Raw genomic sequence first — 25,545 nt, 5'->3', positions numbered from 1 at the left:
GTGCGCCCCGGCGCCGGGCCCGGGGCGGACTGTGCAAACGGACAACAATCCCGCCATACGGAAGTAAGGGCCTTAACGCTTGGGAGGCGGGGAACTACGCTGGGTTTACGAAATGCCGGGCGCCTATGCCCCGGCGGCGTATGCGTTCCGCGTGTGACGAGGGGTGGCGCATGTCCAGGGAGCTCCGCGAGCCCAATGAGAAGCTCGGCGCCGTCCTCGCCCTCGCGGGCATCAGCAACGCCGGGCTGGCCCGGCGGGTCAACGACCTCGGCGCACAGCGCGGCCTGACGCTTCGGTACGACAAGACGTCGGTGGCCCGGTGGGTGTCGAAGGGGATGGTGCCGCAGGGCGCCGCCCCGCACCTGATCGCCGCCGCCATCGGCGCGAAGCTGGGGCGGCCGGTGCCGCTGCACGAGATCGGACTGGCGGACGCGGACCCCGCGCCCGAGGTCGGCCTCGCCTTCCCGCGCGACGTCGGCGGGGCGGTGCGCTCGGCCACCGACCTCTACCGGCTCGACCTCGCCGGGCGGCGCGGCGGTGGCGGGATCTGGCAGTCGCTCGCGGGCTCCTTCTCCGTGGCGGCGTACGCGACGCCCGCCTCGCGTTGGCTGATATCTCCCGCCGACGGCTCGGTGGCGCGGGAAGCCCATGGCCCCGGCGCGCGCGGCCAGGCGGTCCACGGACCCGCGGCGCAGAGCCCCGTACCTGTTGCCACCCCCTCGGCTCACGACGCGGCGACGCACGAGACGCCGGCCTCGGCGCCGGCGCACGAGGCGACGGCTCCAGGTGCGCGGCCCGCCCCGGAAGGCCGCACGACCGGGCCGGCGACAGGCCCGATGGCAGGTCCGGCGCCGGGCCCGCCGTCCACCGTTGTGCCCGCGCAGCCCTGCGCCGAAACGCCGCGCGACCACGGGCAGCGCGTGGGCCACAGCGATGTGACGAAGCTGCGCGAGGCCGCCGAGGACGCGCGCCGCTGGGACTCCAAGTACGGCGGCGGGGACTGGCGTTCGTCGATGGTCCCCGAGTGCCTGCGGGTGGACGCGGCGCCGCTGCTGCTCGGCTCCTACACGGACGAGGTGGGCCGCGCCCTGTTCGGCGCGACCGCCGAACTGACCCGGCTCGCCGGGTGGATGGCCTTCGACACCGGCCAGCAGGAGGCCGCCCAGCGCTACTACATCCAGGCGCTGCGGCTCTCCCGCGCGGCCGCGGACGTACCGCTCGGCGGGTACGTGCTGGCCTCGATGTCCTTGCAGGCGACCTACCGGGACTTCCCGGACGAGGGCGTGGACCTCGCGCAGGCGGCCGTCGAGCGCAACCGCGGCCTGGCCACCGCCCGCACGATGAGCTTCTTCCGGCTGGTCGAGGCGCGGGCGCACGCGAAGGCGGGCGATTCGGCGGCCGCCGGAGCGGCGCTGCGGGCCGCGGAGGGCTGGCTGGAGCGGTCCCGGGAAGGCGATCCGGATCCGACCTGGCTGGGTTTCTACTCGTACGACCGTTTCGCGGCGGATGCTGCAGAATGCTACCGGGATCTGAAACTGCCCCGGCAGGTACGGCGCTTCACCGAGCAGGCGCTGTCCCGGCCCACCGAGGAGTACGTACGCTCGCACGGGCTGCGGCTGGTGGTGAGCGCGGTCGCCGAGCTGGAGTCGGGAAATCTCGACGCGGCGTGCGCGGCGGGCACCCGGGCGGTGGAGGTGGCGGGCAGGATCTCCTCGGCGCGGACGACCGAATACGTACGGGACCTGCTGCACCGGCTGGAACCGTACGGGGACGAGCCGCGCGTCGCGGAGCTGCGCGAACGGGCCCGGCCGCTGCTGGTCGCGCCGGCGTAGGACCTGATCGGAAGGCGGGCCCCGGGACCCGCGTGGCCTCGTTGTCGGTGCCGGGGTGCAGTATGCAGGGGTGGGAGGTGTCAGCGTGGGCGGCGGCGTGGGCGTGGACTGCGATGTGCTGGTGATCGGCGGCGGGATCGTCGGCCTGTCGACGGCGCACGCCTTGTCGAGCCTGGCTCCGGGGACCAAGGTGGTCGTCCTGGAGAAGGAACCGGGCCCGGCCCGGCACCAGACCGGCCGCAACAGCGGCGTGATCCACAGCGGGATCTACTACCGCCCGGGATCGCTGAAGGCGCGCTTCGCGGTGAGCGGCGCCGCCGAGATGGTCAAGTTCTGCGCGGAGCACGGGATTCCGCACGAGGTGACGGGCAAGCTGATCGTCGCCACGGAGCGGGAGGAGCTGCCGCGGCTGCACGCCCTGGTCCAGCGCGGCCGGGAGAACGGCATCCCGGTGCGCGAGCTGGGCCCGGCGCAGATCAGCGAGTACGAGCCGGAGGTCCGGGGGCTGGCCGCGATCCACGTCGGCAGCACCGGGATCGTGGACTACGGCCGGGTCAGCGCGCAGCTGGCGGAGTCCTCGGGCGCGGAGATCGTCTACGGCGGCGCGGTGGACCTGATCTCCCGCCGCGCGTCGGCGGTGGCGGTCCGCACCACGTCCGGGCTGGTGGTCCGGGCGCGGGTGCTGGTGAACTGCGCGGGCCTGCAGTGCGACCGGATCGCCCGGCTGGCCGGGGACGACCCGGGGATGCGGATCATCCCCTTCCGGGGTGAGTACTACGACCTGACCCGTCCGGACCTGGTCCGCGGGCTGGTCTATCCGGTGCCCGACCCGGCGTTCCCCTTCCTCGGGGTCCACCTCACCCGGGGCATCGGCGGCGGGGTCCACGTCGGACCCAACGCGGTGCCGGCGCTGGCCCGCGAGGGCTACGCCTGGTCGACGGTGCGGCCGCGGGACCTCGTGGACGAGCTCGCCTGGCCGGGATCCTGGCGGATGGCCGCACGGCACTGGCGGTACGGGACGGGCGAGATCCACCGCTCGCTGTCGAAGCAGGCCTTCACCCGGGCGGTACGGCGGCTGCTGCCGGCCGTCACCTCGGCGGACCTGCGGCCGGCGGCGGCCGGGGTCCGCGCGCAGGCCGTCCTGCGGGACGGGACGCTGGTGGACGACTTCCTGATCCGCGACGCCCCGCGCACGGTCCACGTCCTGAACGCCCCCTCGCCCGCCGCCACCGCTTCGCTCCCGATCGGCCGCGAGATCGCCTCCCGAGCCCTTCGAACCCTCGGCTCGACCTGAGCGGTCCCAGGGCCGGGGCCGCGCCGCTTCCCGGGGCTCCGCACCGGACCCCGTACGTGCCTGCGCACCCGTGCCCTCAAACGCCGGGCAGGCTGGAAGTCGTAGAATCACGGCATTGTGTCTGAGTCCCTGAATCCCCAGCCGCCCAGCCTCCCGGACGCCGCGCCGGAGGCGAGTTCGTACGTGCCGCCCAAGTGGCGGACCGAGCCCCGCTTCCCCGACGGGCCCTCGCCGGATCCGGCCGGCTCGCACCACGAGCGGCGGATCCGGAGCTTCCAGCCCCGGCGCAGCCGGGTCACCACCGGTCAGGGCGAGGCCCTGAAGCGGCTCTGGGGCACCTGGGGCCTGGACATCGACGGCCACGAGGTCATCGACCTGAAGGCGATGTTCGACGGCCTCCCCGTCGTCCTGGAGATCGGCTTCGGCATGGGCGAGGCCACCGCGCAGATGGCCGCCGAAGACCCCGGCACCGGGATCCTCGCCGCCGACGTGCACACCCCCGGGCAGGGCAACCTCCTCGCCCTCGCCGAGCGGGGCGGGATGACCAACGTCCGCGTGGCCAACGGCGACGCGATCATCCTGCTCCGCGAGATGCTGCCGGCCGACTCCCTGGCCGGGATGCGCGTCTACTTCCCGGACCCCTGGCCCAAGGCCCGCCACCACAAGCGCCGGCTGATCCAGCCCGAGTTCCTCACGCTGGCCGCCACCCGCCTGGCCCCCGGGGCCGTGCTGCACTGCGCGACCGACTGGGAGCCGTACGCCGAGCAGATGCTCGAAGTCCTCACCGCGCACCCGGACTTCGAGAACACGCAGGCCGACGGCGGCTACGCGCCGCGCCCCGCGTTCCGGCCGCTCACCCGCTTCGAGGGACAGGGCCTCGACAAGGGCCATGTCGTACACGACTTGCTCTTCCGTCGCACGGAGAACTGACAACGTCACGGCGCGTGTCAGACCGGATCGCTAGGGTCATGGTGTGTTCCGAGCGCTCCTCGCTGTGCTCGCACGTCCGTCGGGCACGGTCCGCACGTGCGTGCTCCTCGCCCTGCTCGCCGTCACCGGCATCTCGATCCTCGAACTCGTGCGGGAGCAGACCGGCACCCCGGGCTTCCTCGTCGGTCTCGGCCTGGCCGTGCTGCCGGTGGCGCCGCTCATGGCGGCCTTCCGGTGGCTCGGCCGGGCCGCGCCCGCGCCCTGGCCCCAGCTGCTGTTCTGCTTCGCCTGGGGTGCCTGCGCCGCGGCGCTGATCGCGATACTGGCCAACAACTTCGCCACCGAGTGGATAGCCGCGGCCACCGCCGACCCCTCCGACGCCGATCACCTGGGCTCGGTGGCCGTCGCCCCGGTGGTGGAGGAGAGCGCCAAGGCGGCGGCCCTGCTGCTGGTGTTCGTGTTCCGCAGACGCCATTTCACCGGTCCGGCCGACGGTTTCGTCGTGGCCGGATTCACCGCCACCGGCTTCGCCTTCACGGAGAACATCCTCTACCTCGGCAACGCCTACGGCGAGGACCTCGCCGAGGGCTCCGGCGTGCTGGAGTCGGTGACGGCGGCGACCTTCTTCGTCCGGATAGTCCTGTCGCCGTTCGCGCACCCGCTGTTCACGGTGCTCACCGGGCTCGGTTTCGGGGCGGCCGCGCTCAGCGCGCGCCGTTCCCGCAGGATCTGCCTGCCGTTGCTCGGCCTGGCGCCGGCCATGGGCATGCACGCGCTGTGGAACGGCTCCTCGCGGTTCGGGGACCACGGCTTCTACACGGTCTACGCCTTCGTGATGGTCCCGGCGTTCGGGCTGCTCGTGTGGCTGGCGGTGCGGATACGGCGCGGCCGGCTGCGGGTCGTGTCCGGGGAGCTGGCGGTGTACGCGGCCGCCGGCTGGATCGGCTACGCCGAGGTGCCGGCGCTGGCTTCGATGCCGGCCCGGTCTCTGGCGCGCGCCCTGGCCCGGCGCAGCGGCGGCCGGGCCGCCGGACGCGCGGTCGCCCGGTACGAGGCGGACGCGGCCGCCCTGGCCCTGCTGCGGAACCGGGCGCGCCGCGGCGGCCCGCTGGGGGAGCCGGACTTCGCCGGCCGGGAACGGGAGTTGCTGCACCGGCTCTGGCAGCGCCGTGCGACGGCGGGCCCGGCGCTGGCCCGGGCGGCGGTCATGGAGGAACTGCTGCCGCCGTCGTTCGACCCCTTGCGGGCTCCCCTGGCCGTCCCCGCGCCCGCGGCCGCGCTGCCCGCCGTACCCGTGCCGCGGCGGGCGGAGCCGGAGCTCAGACGTTCAGGCCCTTGGACTCCAGCCACGCCAGCGGGTCGATCGTCGAGCCGCCCTTGCGTACTTCCAGGTGGAGATGGGGTCCGGTGACGTTGCCGGTGGCGCCGACGCGGCCGATGGTCTCGCCGGCGCCGACGGCGCCCGAGGTCACGGACATCGAGGACAGGTGGCAGTACCAGACCTCCGTGCCGTCCTCGAGCTGCAGCACGATCCGGTAGCCGTACGCGCCGGACCAGCCGGCCGAGGTGATCTTTCCGGCGGCCACCGCCTTGGCCGGGGTGCCGGTCGGGGCCGCGAAGTCGAGGCCGGTGTGGTGGCCGGAGGACCACATGGAGCCGGAGTCGCCGTAGTGCGAGGTGAGGGTGTAGGCGGAGGTCGGCAGGGAGTAGCCGCCGGCCGATCTGGCGCGCTCCTGCTCGGCCTTGGCCTCGGCGGCCTGCTTCGCGGCCTCGGCCTCTTCCGCGGCCTTCGCCTCGGCCTGGGCCTTGGCTTCCTCGGCCGCCTTGCGGGCCGCTTCCAGCTTGTCCTTGGCCTCCTGGGCGGCGGCCTCCTGCGCGGCCCGTTCGGCGTCCGCCCGGGCCTTCGCCTCGGCGGCGCCCTGCTGGGACTCGGCCTGCTGGAGGATCCGGTTGCGCAGCACCTCGCCGGCGTCGGCGCCGCTGTCGTTCTGCTGCGCGATGATCCCCGTCCGTGCGGCCGCCTGGGCCGCCGACCCGGAACCGCCGTCCGATCGCGAGGAGTTGTCGCCGGACATCAGTTCGGGCAGATCGGGCAGGTCGGACATTGACGGCAGGGATATCGCGACCTGGGGCCGGTCCTGCGCGTGGGCGATGCCGCCGGCGCCGACCGCCGCGATGACGCCGACGCCGAGCACGGTGGAGCTGCGCGCGAGCCCCCCGCGCTGCTTGGCGATCCGGTGCTTGCCGCGGACCGGACGGACCGAGTCCTCGGTGGGGTTCCACTCGCCCCAGGCACCCGCGGTGGGCGGCTCCTGGATCTCGGTGCCTTCAGGGGCAGGCAAGTTGGAGGCCACCGGGGCACACTCCTCATTGACGCGCACGCACACGGCGCCGTCTCTTGCGACGGCTGGGACGACCGCTCTGCGTTATCGAAAGGTAATAGACGCAGGGGAGTGATTCCAAGCTGTTGCGCTTGATCGTTCGCACCAATCGGCCACTCAATGGCTGGCTCTGGCCAGGACTTTTCGCCATAAACAACTACCAAACCGGGTAAAAATCAAGCGACTGCCCCATCTCTTCGGCCACACCCGGAACATGACGTTTTGTCAATAAGCTTGCGGAGAGCACCACTTCCCACACGCTGCGTTACCTTTCGTCGCCCCGGCGCACCACCGGCACGGTCCTCCGCCGCTCCGGCTGCCGCAGCGCCGGCCGGCCCACCGCGAGCAGCGCCATGTCGTCCGTGGCCCCGCCGCCCGTGTGCCGGCGCACATCGCTGCTGAGCGCGCTGAGCAGGGCGTGCGGCCCGGGGAAGATCCGTCCGCGCAGCCGGGCCGCCGGATCGTAGAAGTCGCCCGCCCGGTCCCGGGCCTCGCTCAGCCCGTCCGTGTACAGCAGCAGGGTGGTGCCCGCGGGGAAGGCCCACTCCTGCGCCCGGTCCGGCCGGCCTCCCAGTTCCCCCATGCCGAGCGGCAGGGCGTGCTCCGCCGGGGCGAGGACCGCCAGCTCCCCGTTCCCGTGCAGCAGCAGCGGCTCCGGATGCCCCCGGTTGAGCAGCCGCAGCACCCCCGCGCCCGGCGGGATCTCCCCGAGCACGCACGTCGTGAACCCCTCGACCGCGTCCAGTCCGTCGCGCCGGGTGCCCTCCCGGGCCAGGGCCCGCTCCAGCCGCTGCGCCAGCGCCTCCAGCGTGGGCTCGGTCTCCGCCGCCTCCCGGAACGCCCCGAGGACCACCGCCACGGCCTCCACCGCCCCCAGCCCCTTGCCCCGTACGTCGCCCACCGCCAGCCGCACTCCGTACGGGGTGTCCTGGACGGCGTAGAGGTCCCCGCCGATGAAGGCGTCGGCCTGCGCGGCCTCGTACCAGGCGCAGACGTGCAGCCCCCCGATGCGCTCGGCTGGCTTCGGCAGCACCGCCCGCTGCGCGGCCTCGGCGATCCCGCGCGCGGAGGCGAGCCGCTCGCCGCTGCGCCGCACGACCCGGTTGATGAGGAGCGCCAGCCCGGACACGGTCACCACGGTGGCCAGCTCGGTCAGCGCCTCGACCTTCCCGCCGGTGCCGTTGTGGAGCTGCAACAGGAACACCGCGAGCGAGGCCAGCAGGCCGGTCAGCACCGTGGCCCGGAACGTGTACAGCGGGGCGGCGACCAGCGGAGCCGCGGAGAAGAAGGGGGATCCGGTGAAGCTGGGCGGGGTCAGCAGGCCGAAGACCGTTCCGAGCACGATCAGCGCACTCGGCAGCACCCGGACCACCTGCCGGGCCGGACCGCTCCCGCCGCCACGCCCGCCACCGCCCCCGCGCCCACCGTTGCCCTGCCGGCCCAGCCCCGCCACGCTGCTCTCCTGCCGCCCGGATCCCTCGTACGGATGCGGGCCCGCCGCCGCCTCGCCCCTCAAGGCTGGCGGCAGGAGCGGCCGGACGGCGACCCGGCGGCGGCCGGACGGGTGACGGCGCGTGAGACCGGGAACGGGGGCGGGGGGGCGGGAACACGACGAAGGCCCGGCTCCCCAAGGGGAACCGGGCCTTCGTACTGAGTAGCGGGGGCAGGATTTGAACCTACGACCTCTGGGTTATGAGCCCAGCGAGCTACCGAGCTGCTCCACCCCGCGTCGGTAAACACAACTCTACGCCATCCGGGGGGACCCCTCCGCCAATTAACCGCCGGCCCGCCCCAGATCCGACATCTCCGCAGGTCAAAGCCCTAAAACCGGTCCAGGACGGGCACCCTGCGAACGAAGATCATCTCTGTTGCACGCCGGTGACACTGCGGGGATCGTTCCGGGATCGGGCGCGGGCGATGATTCACCTGTCGCCAGGGCCAGGGGGAACACGAACCGGCGGGCGACGACCACCACACCAACCGGCTCGGCCCTCTGCCGATGCCCCTGTGATTCCCGGGGGGAGTCCACCATGTCCGTTCGCACCGCAGCCGCCATCGCAGTCGTCGCCGGCGTTGTCACCACTCTGCTGCCGCTCTCGGCCACCGCCGCGTCCGCCGCACCCGCCGCGTCCGCCGCACCCGCCGCGTCCGCCGCACCCGCCGCCGACGACCACGCCGTGCTGCGTACGGAGATGGGCGCTCCCGTCCCGAACGGCCCGCTGACCCGGGGCGGCGCCACCGAGTCCTTCGACCTGACGGTGAAGAACCCGACCGGCAAGGCCGTCACGTACAACCCGTGGATGCTCGTGGACCCGACCGGCCCGAGCCGGCTGAAGAAGGACGACGTCGTCTTCAAGGTCGAGGCGGTGGACGCCCCGGCGACCAAGTCCTCGATCGGCCAGCAGGACGGCGGGTGGCAGGGCACCTTCTTCCCCGCGGCCGGCGAGCCGGGCGGCGACAAGGGCGGCTTCGACATCCCCGCCAACGGCAAGATGACCTGGAAGGTCACCATCGGCCTCGGCGCGAACTACCCGACCAACAACGGGGACTTCAGCCTCAGCGCCTCCAGCTACAACAACTCCGTGGCCCCCGGCGGCGCGGATTCGCACACCTTCAAGGTCGACCCGCAGATCAAGACGGGCGAGCTGAAGACCTGGTTCAAGCAGATCAGCTCCGGCAAGGACGGCCAGGAGCAGCGCGCGTACCTGGACCTGAACTACCAGGCCACCGGCGACGGCACCTTCGGCACCGCCCTCGCGACCAGCCTGAGCCTGTCCCACCCGGGCGAGCAGGAGGCGGACTTCCGTGTGCAGGCCCTGTTCGACGGCCGCTGGCAGGACTTGAAGGCCGAGGACAGCCGCTACGAGCTGCCGCGGATCCGCAAGGGCTTCGGCGCCGCCGACGGCGTCCACACCCTGCCGCTGCGGGTCAGCCTGGGCAACCACACCAAGCTGACGAAGAAGACCACGATCACGATGGAGGCCGAGGTCCGTCACGCCGAGGGCAACTCCTACCCGCTCAAGACGGGCTCCGTGCAGTTCCCGCTCGTCCCGTTCGCGGAGACGGTGCCCACCGACACCCCCTCCACCACCCCGTCCACCGCTCCCTCCACCGCCCCCTCGGTGCAGCCGGCCGTCGCCACCTCCACCTCCACCGGGAACGGCAAAGGCAACGTGACGACCACCGGTACGACCACGACGACCACCACGACCGCGGCCACCGGCTCCCTCGCCCACACCGGCGCCGGCTCCTCCACCGGTCTGTACGCCGGCCTCGCCGCCGCCCTGGTCGTGCTCGGCGCGGCCGCCGCCTGGCTCGGGCGCCGCCGCCGCGGCCTCTCCGCCTGATCCACACCCCGTACGCAGCAGCGCCCCACCCGGCCGGACCGGGTGGGGCGCTCGTGCGTACGGGGGGTGGATCAGCCGTCCGTGGGCGTGCGCCGGCGGGTCAGGACACGGGTGGTGGAGCCGTCGTCCTCCCGGACGTCCCGGACGTGCGTGAAGCCGATGCGGTTCAGCAGGCTCAGGGAGGCCGTGTTGGCGGCGGCCACCGTGGCGTGCACCTCGGTCAGGCCCAGGGCGGCGAAGGCGTACGCGACGATCGCCTCCGCGATCTCGGTGCCGAGGCCCGATCCCCAGGCCCCGGGGGCCAGGGCGTAGATGATCTCGTGGCCGTCGACCTCGTCGGTCCGCTTGATCTCGGCGTGCCCGATGAGCTCGCCGTCCCGCCGCACGGCCCAGACGTCGAAGAGGTCCTCGGCGTAGACCTTGGTGAAGACCCGCCCGAAGAGGGCCCGGTCCTCGGCCTCCGTGGTGGGGCCGTCCCCCATCCACCGGGACACGCGGGTGTCCTGGAAGAGGGCCACGAAGCGTTCCTCGTCCTCGGGGACGTACGGATCGAGGAGGAGGTGTTTGGTGCGCAGAACTGGAGTCACGGGCGGCGACGCTACCCGCACCGGTCGGGAGGTTCACCGGGTTTTCCGACCCATCCCCGGGGGAATGACGGGACGTCCGCTCGCGCGGGCCGGCCGGAAACGACCGAGCGCCCCCTCCGGCCGGAACCGGAAGGGGCGCTGGGCGCCGGGCAGGAGGCTTCGCCCCCGCCCGCGAGCGGTAGGCCATGTCGGACTCGAACCGACAACCAACGGATTAAAAGTCCGCTGCTCTGCCAATTGAGCTAATGGCCCTCCAGGTGCTCACCCCAGAGCATAGCCGGACAGCGCCGGTCAGCCGATCGGGTATCGACTGACCGGCCTGTCGCCGTCAGTTCACCGGCGCACGGGGGGGCGGGCGGCGGACGGGACACCGGCCACCCGGACCGGCCCGGAGGTCCTGACCTCGGCGCCCTGGCCGTCGGCCGGCCGGATCACGAGCGTCCATTCGTACTCGCCGGTGAAGAGGTACGTGCCCGTCGGGGACTTGCCCTCCCACGAGGGGGCGATCACGCCGCGCGCCTCGCCGCCGGTGCGCACGACCGTGGTGACGCCGGACGTCCTGTTGCGCACCATCAGCTTCCAGGACGCGACCGGCTTGGACACCCACCAGCGGGCCTGCCAGGTCTTCGCCTGCCTGAAGTCCACGGTGGCGGCGAGGTCCTGGTCGATCACCGCGAGCGGGGAGGTCTTGCCGGCGACGCCGACCAGGTGGACGGTCTCGCGCTCGTCCGTGTAGGCCAGGCGGCCGCCGAACCGGTCGATGGTCCAGCCGGTGCCGAACGAGCCGACGTACGCGGCGATGTCGGGCTCGCGGACCGGCGCGCCGGAGCGCAGGTTGGTGATCTCCAGGCCGGCGCCCGCCTCGTGCACGAGGTAGCCGTCGCCGAGCCGCACCTTGAAGGGCTGCGGGGTGAAGGGCAGCGGGATCCGCTTCTTGGTGGGCACGTGGTAGGCGGCCGGGTTGTCCCCGTAGTAGGAGCAGGTGGAGTAGAACCAGTCGCCGTTGGCCTTGAGCTCGAAGGGACGGCAGCCGGAACCGAGGTCGACCCGCTGCGTGACCTGACCGGTCCGCAGATCGGTCCCGGCCACGACTCCCTTGTCCCCCTCGGGAGCCCACAGGGTGGAGCCCCACAGCACGGACTGCGCCACGGCCTTGGCGTCCAGGATCCGTCCGGCGTCGATGTCGGCCACGAAGTAGCGCAGGGCGGAGTTCTCGGTCGCCGCGAAGAGCACGTAGCGGCCCGAGGCCTGCTCCACCTGGACGGGCTGCAGCTGCGTCTTGTGGGGCAGCTTCACCTGCCGGATCGAGCCTCCGGCGCCCGCGTCGATCACGTTCAGCGCGATCCCGCAGCCGAGGCACATGGGGTCACCCGTGTCCACGGCCGACACCGAGACGAACCGGCCGTCGCCGGTGGCGACGCTCCGGGCGGCGGGGGCGTCCTGCAACCCGCACAGCTGCAGGTTGACGGTCGCGTCGCACTTCCAGGTGGGGGTCTGGGACACCGACGGGGTGCCGGACACCGAGGCCGTGTATCCCAGGACGCTCTTCTGCGGGTCTTCCTGGCTCACGGCGAGCTGGCCCTGGGCGAGGGTGAGCCCCACGCGGTTCGCGGGGTTCGGCGGAAGGTCCACGACCTTCTTCACCACGGGGGCACCGTCGGGGCCCGTCGCGATGCGGTGGATTCCCCAGTGGCTGGAGTCGGTGCCGCCGGCGATGTAGGCGGACCCGTCGGCTCCGGGTGTGATCGGGTCGGTCCCGGTGCGCGGCAGCAGGGTGCGCGTCGCTCCGCCCGCGACCGGTGCCGCGACCAGGCCCTGCGGGACCCGGGCCAGCAGCCAGTCCCCCACGGGCTGGACGGACTCGACCGCCGCCGGGAACAGGTCGACGGTGCGGGTCACCTTGCCGTCGGCGCGCGAACGCAGCGTCACCTGGCCCGACTTCTCCATCGCGATCCACTGCGAGCCGAGCCCGAACTTGGTGTGGGTCGTCTCCGTGACACCGTCCGGCAGCGGCACGGGACGCAGGGTCGCCGTGGCGAAGTCGACCAGTGCGAGGGTTTCGCCGCCCTTGCCGTTCAAGTACGAGACCAGCGCGCCCTTCTGGTCGAAGGCCTGCACGCGGAAGGCGTACATCCCGAACCGGTCCGGCGAGGTGACGACCACGTCCTTGCGCGGCTCGTTCTCCCGGCCGATCAGGTGCAGCGTGACCCAGCCGACCTGGTCCACCTCGGTGGCGAGCACCTGGGACGGCGAGAACGCCTTCGTCCAGGCCCGGCCCGCGGGGGCGGCCAGCGTTTCGCCCTTGCCCGAGGCGAAGTCGTGCAGGACCATCGGCCCGGCCGCCCCGCCGCTGCCGGCCTTCTCGCATGCGACGGTGTCGCCGGAAGCCGCGGACCAGACGTCCGTGCCGTACACGACCTGGCAGCCCGTGTACGAGGCCTCGCGGCCGTCTTGCAGGCTGCGCCAGAGATGGCTCTTGTCCCGCCACATCGTCAGACCGGTGCCGACGCCTGAGACGTACTCGTGGGCCGGGTCCTGGTGCGGCGGCGGTGCGATCGTCAGGTCTCCGGTGGCCGTCGGCCCGGCCGTGGCCGGCACGGTGGCCAGGCCGCCGAGTCCGATGGCCAAGGCGAGCGCGGCGGCGCCCAGCACGCGTGACCGTCTCAAAGAAGTCCCACCCCCAGGAAGTGCGAAGGGGCGGTCGCGGGTTCCGCGTTGCCGTGCCCCCACCGCAAAAAGTGTGTGGATCGTAGCAACACGTGAAAGGGCCCCCGCGACCGGAGTCGTGGGGGCCCTGTCAGGGGTTCAGCTCAGCTGTGGTCAGCCGTTGCGCTTCCAGCGCGGCTTGTCGTCGCGGCGGCCGCCGAAGCCGCCGGCGGAACCGGAGCCGGACGGACGGTGGTCGTCGCGGCGGCCGTACGGACGGTCGCCGGCGCCGCCGGCGCGGAAGCCGCCGGAGGGACGGTCGTCACGACGGTCGCGGTTGAACGGACGGTCGCCGCCACCGGAGCGGAAGCCGCCGGAGGGGCGGTCGTCACGGTTGTAGGTGCCGTTGCCCGTGGCCGGACGGTCGCCGCCGGAGCGGAAACCACCGGACGGACGGTCGTCGCGACGGAAGCCACCACGGTCGCCACCACGGTCATCGCGGTTGAAGCCACCCGAGGGACGGTCGTCGCGACGGAAGCCACCACCGGCCGGACGGTCACCACCGGAACGGAAACCACCGGACGGACGGTCATCGCGACGGAAACCGCCACGCTCGCCACCACGGTCGTCACGGTTGAAGCCACCGGACGGACGGCCACCACGGTCGCCGCCACGGTCGCCGCCGCGGAAGCCGCCACGGTCACCGCCGCGGTCGCCACCGCGGTCGCCACCGCGGTTGTCGCGACGCTCGAAGTTGCCGCGGTCGTCGCGCTGGGCGCGCTGCTCCTCGCGGCGCTCCTGGGCGGCGATCTCGGCGGCAGCGGCGGCGGCAGCAGCCGCGACCTCGGCCTCGGCGGCCTCGGCCACCTCGGCGACAGCGGCCTCCGGGTCCTCGCCGCGCTCACGGGCGGAGCGGGCGACCAGGCGGTCGGCCTCCTCGCGGAGCTCCACGGCACGGCGCGACAGGCGCTCCAGCTGCTTGGTGAGCTCGGCGACCTCGCGCTCGGCCTGCTTGGCGGCGTTGTTCGCGGAGTCGGCCTGGACCTCGGTCAGCGAACGGGCACCGGTGATCTCGGCGACCTCGGGCTCGAAGGCGCCGGCGCCCTGGACGATGTGGCGCGAGGCGTCGACGCCCGCGTCCTCCATCAGGCGGAAGATCTGGCGGCGCTGGTGCGGCAGGGCGAGGGAGACCACGACGCCCGACTTGCCGGCACGGGCGGTGCGGCCCGAGCGGTGCAGGTAGTCCTTGTGGTCGCCGGCCGGGTCCACGTTCAGGACCAGGTCGATGCCGTCGACGTGGATGCCGCGAGCGGCGACGTCGGTGGCGACGAGCGCGTTGACGTAGCCGTCCTTGAAGTCGGCGAGGACGCGGGTACGGGCACCCTGCGTCATGCCGCCGTGCAGCGCGTCGGCCTTCACGCCGGCCTCGACGAGCTGCTCGGCGATGCGGTCGGCGCCCAGCTGGGTGCGGACGAAGATGATGGTGCGGCCCTTGCGGGCGGCGATGGCGGCCGTGACCGGCGCCTTGTCCTTCGGCTTCACGACGAGGACGTGGTGGGTCATGGTCGTGACGTTGCCCTGGGCGCTGTCGACCTCGTGCGTGACGGGGTTGGACAGGTAGCGCTTGACCAGGGTGCCGATCTCGTTCTCCATGGTGGCGGAGAAGAGCATGCGCTGGCCGCCGCCGGGGATCTGGTCGAGCAGCTCGGTGACCTCGGGCAGGAAGCCCAGGTCGGCCATCTGGTCGGCCTCGTCGAGGACGGCGATCTTGACGTTCTCCAGGGAGCAGGCGCCGCGGTTGATGATGTCGCGCAGACGGCCCGGGGTGGCGACGAGGACGTCGACACCGCGCTCCAGGGCGTAGATCTGGTTGCTCATGGAGGTACCGCCGCAGACGACCTTCATCTTCAGGCCGAGCACGTCGCCGTAGGGCTGGAGCGCGTCCGCGACCTGCATCGCGAGCTCACGGGTCGGCGTGAGGATGATCGCGCGGGGCTTCTTCTTCTCGGTGTGACCGCCGGCCAGGGAGGCCAGGGTCGGCAGACCGAAGGAGAGGGTCTTGCCGGAGCCGGTACGGCCACGGCCGAGGATGTCCTTGCCGGCCAGGGCGTCCGGGATGGTCGCGGCCTGGATCGGGAAGGGGGCGGTGACGCCGTTCTGGGCGAGCTTGCGCACGATGCCCTCGGGCAGACCGAGGTCTCCGAAGGTGATCGAGGGCTCGGCGTCGGCGGCGTCGTCGTCGAAGTCGGTGTCGTCGTCGATGGAGTCCTCGACGGACTCACCGTTCGTCACGTCGGCCTCAAGGGCCTCGATGATCTCGTCGGCCTCAGCGGCCTCGATGGCCTCGGTGACCACAAGGGCCTCGGCGTCGACGATCTCGTTGGAGTCGTTCTCGGGCATGACGGAACGGTCAGAACTGGAAATGGACATGCGAAATGCGAAACCTTCCGGAGTCTCGGCACGCGCCCAAACTCCGTGAATCGCAAATCGACCGCCTCAATGCGGTCAGCCACGGCTAGGGAGAGTACGCGCCACACGGCGCTCTTCGGATTCGGCGCCGGGCAATGGGATCAAACGATCTATAACCATACGCACCCTCCCCGGGGTCTGGCAAGTCAATCCGACCGAAACGTCTCTGACCTGCGAGAACGCCTCATGCCGGGCCACTCCACCGGACCCCGGGGGCCGCTACTGGCCCTAGGGCTGGGGCACCGGCTGGGTCGTGGGCTCGGGCTGCGGACTCGGCGGCTCCGGCGTGGGTTCCGTCACAGGGGGCGTCGTGGCCGGGGGCTGCGGGGTCGGGCTGGCCGGCTGCTGCCCACCACCGGAACCACCCGATCCGCCGGAGCCCCCGGAGCCGCCCGGCCCGCCACTACCGCCCGCGCCGCCCGCGCCGCCCGAAGCACCCGCCGGGGGCTCCTGCGGGCCCTGCCCGCCCGCGCCGCCGCCCGCGCCCGCCGACGGCGCGGGCACGCCCGGCTGGCCGCTCGGCGCGCCCGGACTGGGCGAGGCCCCGGTCGCGCCGGAGGCCTTGCCGTCCTCCTTGGGCTTGCCGTCCTGGTTCCCCGTACCGTCCTTCGTTCCGTGCCCGTTGCCGTGGACCCCGGAGCCCCGCCCGGAGACGGACGCGCCCGCCTCGGCGCCACCCCGGCGGTCCGCCGAGGAGGAGGGACCGGGCTTCGCCGCGTCCTCGCCGATGCTCATGCAGCCGGCCGTCGCCGCGACCGCGAGCGCGGTGACGGCCAGTCGGAGGGAAGCGGACAACTGGCGCACGGGGGCACCTCCGGAGCCTGAGGGTGAGAGTCCGCATGAGCGGGTCAATGTGCCCAACTCCCTTTGACCCGCAAGGGACACGCCCTCGGCGCCCTCAGCCGAACAGTCGCTCCGCCACCCGCGACCCGAGGTGCACCGCGCCGAGCCCCACGAGCACCGACATCACCACGTTCGCGCCCGCCAGGAACCGCCGGCCGCGCTCGGCCAGCCGCAGCGTCTCGTACGAGAACGTCGAGTACGTGCTCAGCGCCCCGCACAGCCCGGTTCCCAGCAGCAGGTGCAGCCGCGAGGAGGCGGCCCCCGCCAGCAGCGCGCCGGTCAGCACCCCGAGCAGCAGGCAGGCGGCCGCGTTGACCACCAAGGTGCCCCACGGGAAGACGGACTCGTGCCGCGCCTGCACCGCACGGTCCGTCAGATAGCGCAACGGCGCTCCGACGACCGCGCCCACCACCACGAGCAGCCAGTTCACCGGGCGGCCCGGCCCGGCCGCCGGCGCCCGTCCCCGCCCCCGTCCCCGTCCCCGACCGCGAGCCGGGTCACGGCGGCCGCCGCCCACACCGCGCCCAGCGCCGCCACCACCGTGAGTCCGGCATAGGCCAGCGCGGTCCCCGCCTCCCCCTCGTCGAGGAGCCGCGAGAAGTCCGCCGCGTACGTGGAGAAGGTGGTGAAGCCGCCCAGCACCCCGACCCCGGCGAAGGGCCGCAGGAGCGGATGCGGCGCGGTCCGGCCGCCCTCGCTGATCAGCACCATCAGTACGCCGATCAGCGCGCACCCGGACGTGTTGATCCAGAGGGTCGCCCACGGGAAGGCCCCGGCCCCGGCCGGCCACAACAGGGCGATCCCGTACCGTGCCACGGCCCCGACGGCCCCGCCCGCCGCCACCGCCGCGAGCACCCGGCCCTGCGGCTCGGCGCGCTGCGCGGGGACGTGCAGGTCGACGTCCGGGTCGATCGCCTCGGCGCCGGGGACCGGCCCGGTCACCCGTACCCCAGCGCGTGCAGCCGTTCGTCGTCGATCCCGAAGTGGTGGGCGATCTCGTGCACCACGGTGACCTCCGTCTCCGCGACCACGCTCTCCCGGTCCTCACACATCCGCAACGTGGGGTTGCGGTAGATCGTGATCCGGTCCGGCAGCACCCCGGCGTACCACTCGCCGCGGTCCGTCAGCGGAGTCCCCTCGTACAGCCCGAGCAGCTCGGGGTCGTCGGCGGGTGGTTCGTCCTCGACGAACACCGCCACGTTGTCCATCAGCCGCGTCAGCTCCGGCGGGATCCGGTCCAGCGCCTCTGCGACGAGCTCTTCGAACTCCTCGCGCGTCATCTCCAGCACCCGGTCATTGTCCCTCCGGTGGGGGCGCCTCCCGCTTGCGGGGGAGAAACCGTTTTGGCGATAGCTCCCCGGATCCCATATGCTTCTCACGTCCCCGACGCGCTGAAGAAGTGCCCGGCGGGCCTTTAGCCCTCATCGTCTAGTGGCCCAGGACGCCGCCCTTTCAAGGCGGTAGCACGGGTTCGAATCCCGTTGGGGGTACGCATTACCGTGTGCAAGACTTGTTCTCGCACACTGCAAGGTCCTGTGGAGCAGTTGGTTAGCTCGCCACCCTGTCAAGGTGGAGGTCGCGGGTTCAAGTCCCGTCAGGATCGCTGAAGCCGGAAACGGTTTCGTGGCTGGGTAGCTCAGTTGGTACGAGCGATCGCCTGAAAAGCGATAGGTCGCCGGTTCGACCCCGGCCCCAGCCACCATCAAGAAGGCCCCGTCCATCGGACGGGGCCTTCTGTGGTTACTCCCCCTCGGCCTCCGCCGCCGTCCGCGCCCTGCGGCGCCACTGCACCAGGCCGGCGGCGAGCGCGCCCGCCGCGACCAGCCCGAGCAGCGTCCGGTCCGGGACCGCGTCCGCCACGGAGCCGACCCACTGCTCCACCGCGAACGAGTCGTCCACGTCCAGCAGCCCCGGCAGCGCGCTCGCCCCGTCGTAGACGAGGAACAGCGTGCCCAGGGCGATGAAGAACAGCCCGGACAGCAGCGAGGTGGTGTGCAACTCGAAGCGGCCCACCGTGAAGACCCGCCCGCGCAGCCAGCGCCGCCTGCCCAGCTCGAACCGCTCCCACAGCAGGGCCATCAGGAAGAGCGGCACGGCCATGCCCAGTGCGTAGACCGCCAGCAGCAGGCCGCCGTAGACGGGGCTGCCGCTGACCGCGGCGACCGTCAGGACACTGCCCAGGATCGGCCCGGCGCAGAAGCCGGCCAGCCCGTAGACCGCGCCGAGCGCGTACACCGACAGGGCGGTGGTCGGCCGGATCCGGCCCGACAGCTCCGAGATCCGCTTCGAGGCGAAGCCCAGGCCCAGGATCTGCGCGAGCCCGAGCGCGATGATCAGCCAGCCGCCGGCGAGGACGAGCTGGTCGCGGTTGCCGTGGAAGAACCGCCCGGCGTACGAGCCGGCCGCCCCCAGCGGTACGAGGGTGCTCGCGAGGCCCGCGTAGAAGATCCCGGTGCGCGCCAGCAGCCGGGAGGCGGAGTCGATCGAGTACGCGAAGAAGGCCGGCAGGAGCAGCGCGCTGCACGGGCTGAGCAGCGCGAGGAGGCCGCCCAGCAGGGCGGCCAGGTATCCGATGTCGGTCACTGCTTCGCCGCCGCGGCCTTGGCCTCGGCGATGGCGGCCGTGAAGGTGCCGAGCGGCTGGGCGCCGGCGATGGGCTTGCCGCCCAGCAGGAAGGACGGGGTGGAGGTGACGCCGATGCGGTAGGCCTCCTCCTGGTCCTTGCGCAGCGCCGCCGCGGCCTGTTCGCCGGCCATGTCCTTCTTGAAGCGCTCCAGGTCGGGGACCCCGGCCTCCCGGGCCAGCTCCACGAGCCGCGGCTCGGCGAAGCCCTTCTCCTTGGAGCCGTCGGCGTACGCGGCCGCGTGGAAGGCGGTGAACCGGTCCTGCTGCCCGGCCGCCCAGGCGGCCTTGGCGGCGGCCTCGGAGTCGGCGCCGAAGATCGGGAAGTTGCGCCACTCGATGCGCAGGGTGCCCTCCTCGACGTACTTCTTCACCAGTTCGGGTTCGGTGTCCCGGGCGAACTTGCCGCAGTAGCCGCACTTGAAGTCGGAGTACTCGATCAGCACCACGGGCGCGTCGGCGCGGCCCACGGCGAGCTTGTCGCCGGACTCGCGGCGGGCCAGGGCCCTGAGTCCGGCGGCGGGGTCCGTCCGGGGCGCGGCCGCGGCGGAGGAGCCCGCGGAGCGCTTCTCGGCGGGGGCGGTGGCCTGCCAGGAGACGAGGCCGAGGGTGATCGCGGCGACGGCGACCCCGGCGGCGTACAGGAGGGGCTTGCGGGAGGAGGAACGGGAGGAAGGAGAGGACACGCGAGTGCTCCAGTGCTGCGGGTGGTGAGGCGGACCGGTGGGGGAGCGGCCCTCCTAGACCCGCATCACGGACAGCTCCACCGGGCCGGGCGCCGGCCGGTCCGGACCGCGTACGAGGACCCGTACGGGCATCGCCGCGTACGGCCGCGCCCCCTCGGGCACCGGCCGCGCCGGCGGTACGTGCGCGTGCTCGCCCCCGGCCCGGGCCGGCCCGGCGGGGAGCCCGCCGTGATCGGGGGCCCCGGGGGCACAGGCCGGACCACCGTCGTCGGAGGCCGCGAGGAATCCGGAGGCGGCGGCGACCGCCGGGCCCGCCGTCGGCTCCGGAGAGGCGGGAGCGGACGCGGCCGGGAGCAGCACCGCCAGGACCGCCACCGTTGCCGCCAGGCCTACCCACACCGTCAGAGCGGCGCGGGCCAAACGGCGGGGGCGGGACAAGGTGGGCTGCCTCTCATACGTACGGCTGACTGAGTCGTCCCGAAATGGTACGGGTCCGCCCGACAAATGCGTTCGCCACCCGGAGGGCCCAGGTGAGATCCTCGATCAGGTATGTCTACTTCCTTCGCCGCCCTGCAGACGCTTCTCGGTGAGATCTCCCTCCGTGACGCGCACCGCCTCGGCCGCCGCCTCGAAGGCGCCCGCCGCATCCGCAAGCCCGAGGCCAGGCAGGCCGTGCTCGACGAGATCGCCGCGGAGGCCGAAAAGGCCGCCGCGCGACTGGCCGGGCGCGCCTCGCGGATGCCGGAGGTCACGTATCCCGAGAACCTTCCCGTCAGCCAGAAGAAGGACGAGATCGCCGAGGCGATACGCGACCACCAGGTCGTGATCGTCGCCGGTGAGACCGGTTCCGGCAAGACCACGCAGATCCCCAAGATCTGCATGGAGCTGGGGCGCGGCGTCCGGGGCATGATCGGACACACCCAGCCCCGCCGGCTCGCGGCGCGCACCGTCGCGGAGCGCATCGCGGAGGAGCTGAAGTCCGAGATCGGCCAGACCGTCGGCTGGAAGGTCCGGTTCACCGACCAGGTGGACCAGGACGCGACCTTCGTGAAGCTGATGACGGACGGCATCCTGCTCGCCGAGATCCAGACGGACCGCGAGCTGCGCGCGTACGACACGATCATCATCGACGAGGCCCACGAGCGGTCGCTGAACATCGACTTCCTGCTCGGCTACCTGGCCACGCTGCTGCCCAAGCGCCCCGACCTGAAGGTGATCATCACCTCGGCGACGATCGACCCCGAGCGCTTCTCCCGGCACTTCGGCGACGCGCCGATCGTCGAGGTCAGCGGGCGGACGTACCCGGTGGAGGTCCGCTACCGGCCCCTCCTGGAGGACGATTCCGAGGACAGCGACCGCGACCAGATCACCGCGATCTGCGAGGCCGTGGACGAGCTCCAGTCCGAGGGCGGGGGCGGGGGCGACATCCTGGTCTTCCTCTCCGGCGAGCGCGAGATCCGCGACACGGCGGACGCGCTGGAGAAGCGCAAGCTCCGCTTCACCGAGGTGCTCCCCCTCTACGCGCGCCTCTCGCACGCCGAGCAGCACCGTGTGTTCCAGAGGCCCGCTGCGGGAACGGTCCGCCGGATCGTCCTCGCCACCAACGTCGCCGAGACCTCCCTGACCGTCCCGGGCATCAAGTACGTGATCGACCCGGGCACCGCCCGGATCTCCCGCTACAGCCACCGCACCAAGGTCCAGCGGCTGCCGATCGAGCGGATCTCGCAGGCCAGCGCCAACCAGCGCAAGGGCCGCTGCGGCCGTACCTCCGACGGCATCTGCATCCGGCTGTACTCCGAGGACGACTTCAACGCCCGTCCCGAGTTCACCGACGCCGAGATCCTGCGCACCAACCTGGCCTCCGTCATCCTGCAGATGACCGCGGCCGGCCTCGGCGAGATCGAGAAGTTCCCCTTCATCGACCCGCCGGACCACCGCAACATCCGCGACGGCGTACAGCTCCTCCAGGAGCTCGGGGCGCTCGACCCGGCGGAGAAGGACCCCAAGAAGCGGCTCACGCAGATGGGCCGCCAGCTGTCCCAGCTCCCGGTGGACCCGCGGCTCGCCCGCATGGTCATCGAGGCCGACAAGAACAACTGCGTCCGCGAGGTCATGGTCATCGCGGCGGCCCTGTCCATCCAGGACCCGCGCGAGCGGCCCTCGGACAAGCAGACCCAGGCCGATCAGAACCACGCCCGCTTCAAGGACGAGACCAGCGACTTCCTCTCGTACCTGAACATGTGGCGTTACGTCCGCGAGCAGCAGAAGGAGCGCGGCTCCTCCTCCTTCCGCCGGATGTGCAAGCAGGAGTACCTGAACTTCCTGCGGATCCGCGAGTGGCAGGACATCTACTCGCAGCTGCGCACGGTCGCCAAGAGCATGGGCATCCACGTCAACGAGGCCGATGCCCCCGAGCAGGTCATCCACGTCTCGCTGCTGGCCGGTCTGCTGTCCCACATCGGGCTCAAGGACACCGACAAGAACGAGTACCTGGGAGCCCGCTCGGCGAAGTTCGCGATCTTCCCCGGCTCCTCGCTCTTCAAGAAGCAGCCGAAGTTCGTGATGTCGGCCGAGCTCGTGGAGACCTCGCGGCTGTGGGCCCGGGTGAACGCCAAGGTGGAGCCCGAGTGGGTCGAGCCGCTGGCCCAGCACCTGATCAAGCGCACGTACAGCGAGCCGCACTGGGAGAAGGACCAGGCGGCCGTGATGGCGTACGAGAAGGTCACGCTGTACGGCGTCCCGATCGTCGCCCAGCGGAAGATCAACTACGGCCGGATCGACCCGGAGGTATCGCGCGAGCTGTTCATCCGCAACGCGCTGGTCGAGGGCGACTGGCGCACGCACCACAAGTTCTACGCCGACAACCGCAAGCTCCTCACCGAGGTGGAGGAGCTGGAGAACCGGGCCCGGCGCCGCGACATCGTCGTGGACGACGAGACCCTGTTCGACTTCTACGACCAGAAGGTCCCCGCCCACGTGGTCTCCGGGGCGCACTTCGACTCCTGGTGGAAGCACAAGAAGCGCGAGGAGCCGGAACTCCTCGACTTCGAGCGGGAGATGCTGCTCACCGAGAAGGCGGCCGGGGTCACCAAGGCCGACTACCCGGACACCTGGCGGCAGGGGCAGCTGAAGTTCCGCGTGACCTACCAGTTCGAGCCGGGCGCGGACGCGGACGGCGTGACCGTCCACATCCCGCTCCAGGTGCTGAACCAGGTCACCGACGAGGGCTTCGACTGGCAGATCCCGGGCCTGCGCGAGGAGGTCGTCACCGAGCTGATCCGCTCGCTGCCGAAACCGATCCGCCGGCACTACGTGCCCGCGCCGAACTTCGCGACGCGCTTCCTCGACACGGCGGTGCCCCTGCAGGAGCCGCTGCCCGTGACGCTGGCGCGTGAGCTCCAGCGGATGGTGGGCGTCCCGGTCTCGGCCGAGGACTTCGACCTCGGCCGGGTCCCGGACCACCTGAAGATCACCTTCCGGATCATCGACGAGCGCCGCAAGAACCTCGCCGAGGACAAGGACCTGGAGACCCTGAGGCTCGCTCTGAAGCCCAAGGCCCGCCAGGCCCTCTCCAAGGCCGCCGCGGCCACCGCCGAGCGGGCGGGCGGGGAGTCGGTGGAGCGGACCGGTCTGACGGACTGGACGATCGGCGCGCTGACCAAGGTCTTCGAGACACGGCGGGCCGGGCAGCCGGTGAAGGCTTACCCGGCGCTGGTGGACGAGGGCGCGAGCGTGTCCGTACGGCTCTTCGACACCGAGGCCGAGCAACAGCAGGCGATGTGGCTGGGCACCCGGCGCCTCATCCTGCTGAACATCCCGGTGAACCCGGCGAAGTTCGCCTCGGACCACCTGACCAACCAGCAGAAGCTGGCCCTGTCCAGGAACCCGCACGGCTCCATCCAGGCGCTGTTCGACGACTGCGCGACCGCGGCGACCGACAGGCTGATCGCGGACCACGGCGGCCCCGCGTGGGACGAGGCGGGCTTCCGCGGGCTCTACGAGGCCGTCCGCGCCGACCTCGTCGACACGACCGTGCGGACGGTGAGCCAGGTCCAGCAGGTGCTGGCCGCCTGGCAGGCCTGTGAGCGCCGCCTGAAGGCCACCGGCAGCCTCGCCCTGGTCGCCAACCTCCAGGACGTCAAGACGCAGCTGGCGGCCCTCATGCCGGCCGGGTTCGTCACGCTCACCGGACTGCGCCGGCTGCCGGACCTGATGCGCTATCTGGTGGCGGTGGACCGGCGGCTCCAGCAGATGCCCACGGGCGTCCAGCGCGACACCACGCGCATGGAGAAGGTCCACGAGATGCAGGACGAGTACGCCTGGCTGCTGGAGCAGCTCCCGAAGGGGCGGCCGGTGCCGGCGACGGTCACCGACATCCGCTGGATGATCGAGGAACTGCGGGTCAGTTACTTCGCGCACGCGCTCGGCACGGCGTATCCGATCTCCGACAAGCGCATCGTGAAGGCGGTGGACGCGGCGGCCCCGCCGTCGGCCCGATGACCTGCTCCGTGCTCCGGTTCGACTGCACCCCCTGAGCTGCGGTACAGTCTGATTCGCAGCCGCCGAGCGGCCGCAAATCAAGGACCTGTGGAGCAGTTGGTTAGCTCGCCACCCTGTCAAGGTGGAGGTCGCGGGTTCAAGTCCCGTCAGGTTCGCAGAAACGTCAGGGCCCGCATCCCCCAGGGGATGCGGGCCCTGACGCGTTGCCGGGCCAACACACGGGCGCCTGGGGGCTCCGGGGCCGCCGGAGGCCCGCACGGAGCCGGTACGCGGTCCGCACGCGGTCTGTACGCGGTCCGTACGCGCCACGAGGCCACGGGCCGGTGCCGGCGCCGGAGCCACCCGTGGGAGTCGGTGAGGGCCGCGGAGCCGTGGGGCACCCCCTGTGACGGCTCCGGGAGAGAATCCCCCGTTCGCGTGATGCGCCCCGCCGGGCACATCCCCTTTACGGGGTGCATTACCGGATATACAAGAGTGATCATCTGTGACGGGTGTCACCGCACGAGTTTTTGAGACTCCTACTTTTATCGCATCCCTACGCCCGCTCGATTTAATATGTGCAATGGCACCCACCCCCGTCGAGCCCCGCGCAGCGATCCGCACCGCCCTGACCTGGGCATAAAAAAGATCGCGCTGGACCCGGCGGAGTCCAGCGCGATCGAACGACAGAGACCTGTTGGGGCAGGCTCCGTCGTATGAAGCCATGTGGGTTTCATCGGATTGGGGGACCCGATATAGACCCGTTAAAGCGGGGTGTTTACGCGACCTCAGGCCTCGCTGCGCTGCTGCGGAATTCCCGCGAGCAGTGCGCGAACCTCGGCCTCGCGGTATCGGCGGTGTCCACCCAGGGTGCGGATGGACGTGAGCTTGCCAGCCTTGGCCCAGCGGGTGACCGTCTTCGGGTCCACGCGGAACATCGTGGCAACCTCAGCCGGGGTCAGCAGCGGCTCGGCATCAGGGGTGCGAGCGGTCATGAGCGGCCTCCTCGGGAGAACCGAACCATCTCGGTTCTTTCCTCTAAATTCTGCACCTTGGCCCGCGTTGCCCGAAATGGACATACGCGGGCCGAGTCGGTTATAGGACGAACGGCTTGTCCTCGGCACTACAACTACACCATCCGTCCAGCCTCGACGGCCAAACCGACGGAATTGCCCTCCGAGGTGTTCATCAGCGGCGGAAGCCGATGGACCGTCCCATAACGGACAGTCACCCCACTGTGACGATCAGTCACAGAGCGATCAGGAGTCGTCAGACCCCCCGTAGAGCGCAATGCCGAGCATTCCGCCCTTAGTTGGGCGGAAGGAACCCTCCCCGGACTCCTTGTCCTATTTTGGCACGAGGGTAGGGGAAGGGCGCAAGGGTGTGGTTAGTGCGGTCCGTCACGCTTGGGCCAATGGCCCGTATCGGG

The 25,545-nt window shown here is 71.9% G+C and carries 19 protein-coding genes and 6 tRNA genes; 10 read left to right on the top strand and 15 right to left on the bottom strand.

The features are described from left to right. The first annotated feature begins 170 nt into the window (after positions 1-170). The 4 genes from ACZ4VT_RS25935 to ACZ4VT_RS25920 all read left to right on the top strand — a co-directional run bounded on the left by ACZ4VT_RS25935 (position 171) and on the right by ACZ4VT_RS25920 (position 5,467). The gene (locus tag ACZ4VT_RS25935; RefSeq protein ID WP_467953080.1) at positions 171-1,832 is read left to right on the top strand and encodes a sporulation protein; all 1,662 of its coding nucleotides are present in this window, start codon (positions 171-173) and stop codon (positions 1,830-1,832) included. 55 nt (positions 1,833-1,887) lie between these two features. Then, entirely contained in the window at positions 1,888-3,126 is a 1,239-nt protein-coding gene (gene lhgO, locus ACZ4VT_RS25930) for an L-2-hydroxyglutarate oxidase (RefSeq protein WP_467953078.1), read from the top strand. A 117-nt stretch (positions 3,127-3,243) separates the two neighbouring features. After that, on the top strand, positions 3,244-4,056 hold the full coding sequence (gene trmB / locus ACZ4VT_RS25925; protein WP_467953076.1) for a tRNA (guanosine(46)-N7)-methyltransferase TrmB: 813 nt from the start codon (positions 3,244-3,246) through the stop codon (positions 4,054-4,056). 43 nt (positions 4,057-4,099) lie between these two features. Beyond that, positions 4,100-5,467, top strand: a complete 1,368-nt coding sequence (locus tag ACZ4VT_RS25920; RefSeq protein ID WP_467953074.1) for a PrsW family intramembrane metalloprotease — start codon at positions 4,100-4,102, stop codon at positions 5,465-5,467. Here the strand turns inward: ACZ4VT_RS25920 and ACZ4VT_RS25915 are convergent. The 3 genes from ACZ4VT_RS25915 to ACZ4VT_RS25905 all read right to left on the bottom strand — a co-directional run bounded on the left by ACZ4VT_RS25915 (position 5,376) and on the right by ACZ4VT_RS25905 (position 8,166). After that, complete coding sequence (locus ACZ4VT_RS25915; RefSeq protein WP_467953072.1) at positions 5,376-6,410, bottom strand: M23 family metallopeptidase; 1,035 nt, start codon at positions 6,408-6,410, stop codon at positions 5,376-5,378. The genes ACZ4VT_RS25920 and ACZ4VT_RS25915 overlap by 92 nt on opposite strands. A 292-nt stretch (positions 6,411-6,702) precedes the next feature. Beyond that, positions 6,703-7,890, bottom strand: coding sequence for a PP2C family protein-serine/threonine phosphatase (locus ACZ4VT_RS25910; protein WP_467953070.1), 1,188 nt, complete (start codon positions 7,888-7,890; stop codon positions 6,703-6,705). A 202-nt stretch (positions 7,891-8,092) separates the two neighbouring features. Beyond that, positions 8,093-8,166: transfer RNA gene (locus ACZ4VT_RS25905), tRNA-Met, on the bottom strand. A 301-nt stretch (positions 8,167-8,467) separates the two neighbouring features. Here ACZ4VT_RS25905 and ACZ4VT_RS25900 point away from each other — a divergent pair. Next, positions 8,468-9,784: a hypothetical protein gene (locus ACZ4VT_RS25900; RefSeq protein ID WP_467953068.1), complete on the top strand. Its 1,317-nt coding sequence runs from the start codon at positions 8,468-8,470 to the stop codon at positions 9,782-9,784. Between the two features lie 71 nt (positions 9,785-9,855). Here the strand turns inward: ACZ4VT_RS25900 and ACZ4VT_RS25895 are convergent, their stop codons facing one another. The 8 genes from ACZ4VT_RS25895 to ACZ4VT_RS25860 form a co-directional block, all read right to left on the bottom strand. Beyond that, positions 9,856-10,371, bottom strand: coding sequence for a GNAT family N-acetyltransferase (locus tag ACZ4VT_RS25895; protein WP_467953066.1), 516 nt, complete (start codon positions 10,369-10,371; stop codon positions 9,856-9,858). Positions 10,372-10,550: 179 nt separating this feature from the next. Beyond that, a tRNA-Lys gene (locus ACZ4VT_RS25890) sits at positions 10,551-10,623 on the bottom strand. Positions 10,624-10,704: 81 nt separating this feature from the next. Beyond that, entirely contained in the window at positions 10,705-13,038 is a 2,334-nt protein-coding gene (locus ACZ4VT_RS25885) for a hypothetical protein (RefSeq protein ID WP_467953065.1), read from the bottom strand. A 153-nt stretch (positions 13,039-13,191) separates the two neighbouring features. Next, the gene (locus tag ACZ4VT_RS25880) at positions 13,192-15,417 is read right to left on the bottom strand and encodes a DEAD/DEAH box helicase (protein WP_467953063.1); all 2,226 of its coding nucleotides are present in this window, start codon (positions 15,415-15,417) and stop codon (positions 13,192-13,194) included. Between the two features lie 297 nt (positions 15,418-15,714). Next, positions 15,715-16,290, bottom strand: a complete 576-nt coding sequence (locus ACZ4VT_RS25875; protein ID WP_467953061.1) for a hypothetical protein — start codon at positions 16,288-16,290, stop codon at positions 15,715-15,717. Positions 16,291-16,384: 94 nt separating this feature from the next. Then, positions 16,385-16,759, bottom strand: coding sequence for a fluoride efflux transporter CrcB (crcB, locus tag ACZ4VT_RS25870; RefSeq protein ID WP_467953059.1), 375 nt, complete (start codon positions 16,757-16,759; stop codon positions 16,385-16,387). Next, positions 16,756-17,271, bottom strand: coding sequence for a FluC/FEX family fluoride channel (locus ACZ4VT_RS25865; protein ID WP_467953057.1), 516 nt, complete (start codon positions 17,269-17,271; stop codon positions 16,756-16,758). The genes crcB and ACZ4VT_RS25865 overlap by 4 nt, the downstream gene beginning before the upstream one ends. Beyond that, a complete protein-coding gene (locus ACZ4VT_RS25860; protein WP_030012899.1) occupies positions 17,268-17,618 on the bottom strand; it encodes a metallopeptidase family protein in 351 nt (116 codons plus the stop codon). Before ACZ4VT_RS25860 ends, ACZ4VT_RS25865 begins: the two co-directional genes overlap by 4 nt. Positions 17,619-17,746: 128 nt before the next feature. Between ACZ4VT_RS25860 and ACZ4VT_RS25855 the strand changes: the two genes are divergently transcribed. The 3 genes from ACZ4VT_RS25855 (at position 17,747) to ACZ4VT_RS25845 (ending at position 18,031) form a co-directional block, all read left to right on the top strand. Further along, positions 17,747-17,819: transfer RNA gene (locus ACZ4VT_RS25855), tRNA-Glu, on the top strand. Positions 17,820-17,858: 39 nt separating this feature from the next. Continuing rightward, a tRNA-Asp gene (locus ACZ4VT_RS25850) sits at positions 17,859-17,932 on the top strand. A 22-nt stretch (positions 17,933-17,954) separates the two neighbouring features. Next, positions 17,955-18,031, top strand: a tRNA-Phe gene (locus ACZ4VT_RS25845). Positions 18,032-18,069: 38 nt separating this feature from the next. Here ACZ4VT_RS25845 and ACZ4VT_RS25840 read toward each other — a convergent pair. From ACZ4VT_RS25840 to ACZ4VT_RS25830, 3 genes are read right to left on the bottom strand one after another with little or no spacing between them, the layout of a single operon-like run. Then, a complete protein-coding gene (locus tag ACZ4VT_RS25840; protein ID WP_467953056.1) occupies positions 18,070-18,912 on the bottom strand; it encodes a cytochrome c biogenesis CcdA family protein in 843 nt (280 codons plus the stop codon). Beyond that, entirely contained in the window at positions 18,909-19,637 is a 729-nt protein-coding gene (locus ACZ4VT_RS25835; RefSeq protein WP_467953054.1) for a DsbA family protein, read from the bottom strand. The genes ACZ4VT_RS25840 and ACZ4VT_RS25835 overlap by 4 nt, the downstream gene beginning before the upstream one ends. A gap of 54 nt (positions 19,638-19,691) precedes the next feature. Next, complete coding sequence (locus tag ACZ4VT_RS25830) at positions 19,692-20,036, bottom strand: hypothetical protein (protein WP_467953053.1); 345 nt, start codon at positions 20,034-20,036, stop codon at positions 19,692-19,694. Positions 20,037-20,186: 150 nt separating this feature from the next. On the opposite strand from ACZ4VT_RS25830, the gene hrpA reads away from it, so the two are divergent. Then, on the top strand, positions 20,187-24,137 hold the full coding sequence (hrpA, locus tag ACZ4VT_RS25825) for an ATP-dependent RNA helicase HrpA (protein ID WP_467953052.1): 3,951 nt from the start codon (positions 20,187-20,189) through the stop codon (positions 24,135-24,137). Positions 24,138-24,218: 81 nt separating this feature from the next. Further along, positions 24,219-24,292: transfer RNA gene (locus ACZ4VT_RS25820), tRNA-Asp, on the top strand. Between the two features lie 612 nt (positions 24,293-24,904). On the opposite strand, the gene bldC is transcribed toward ACZ4VT_RS25820, so the two are convergent. After that, the gene (gene bldC / locus ACZ4VT_RS25815; protein ID WP_003949541.1) at positions 24,905-25,111 is read right to left on the bottom strand and encodes a developmental transcriptional regulator BldC; all 207 of its coding nucleotides are present in this window, start codon (positions 25,109-25,111) and stop codon (positions 24,905-24,907) included. Positions 25,112-25,545 lie beyond the last annotated feature (434 nt).

This window comes from Streptomyces sp. NPDC029164 (assembly GCF_055563995.1).
The sequence above is the reverse complement of the archived record's forward strand: the minus strand, read 5'-3'. Positions and strand labels throughout refer to the sequence as shown.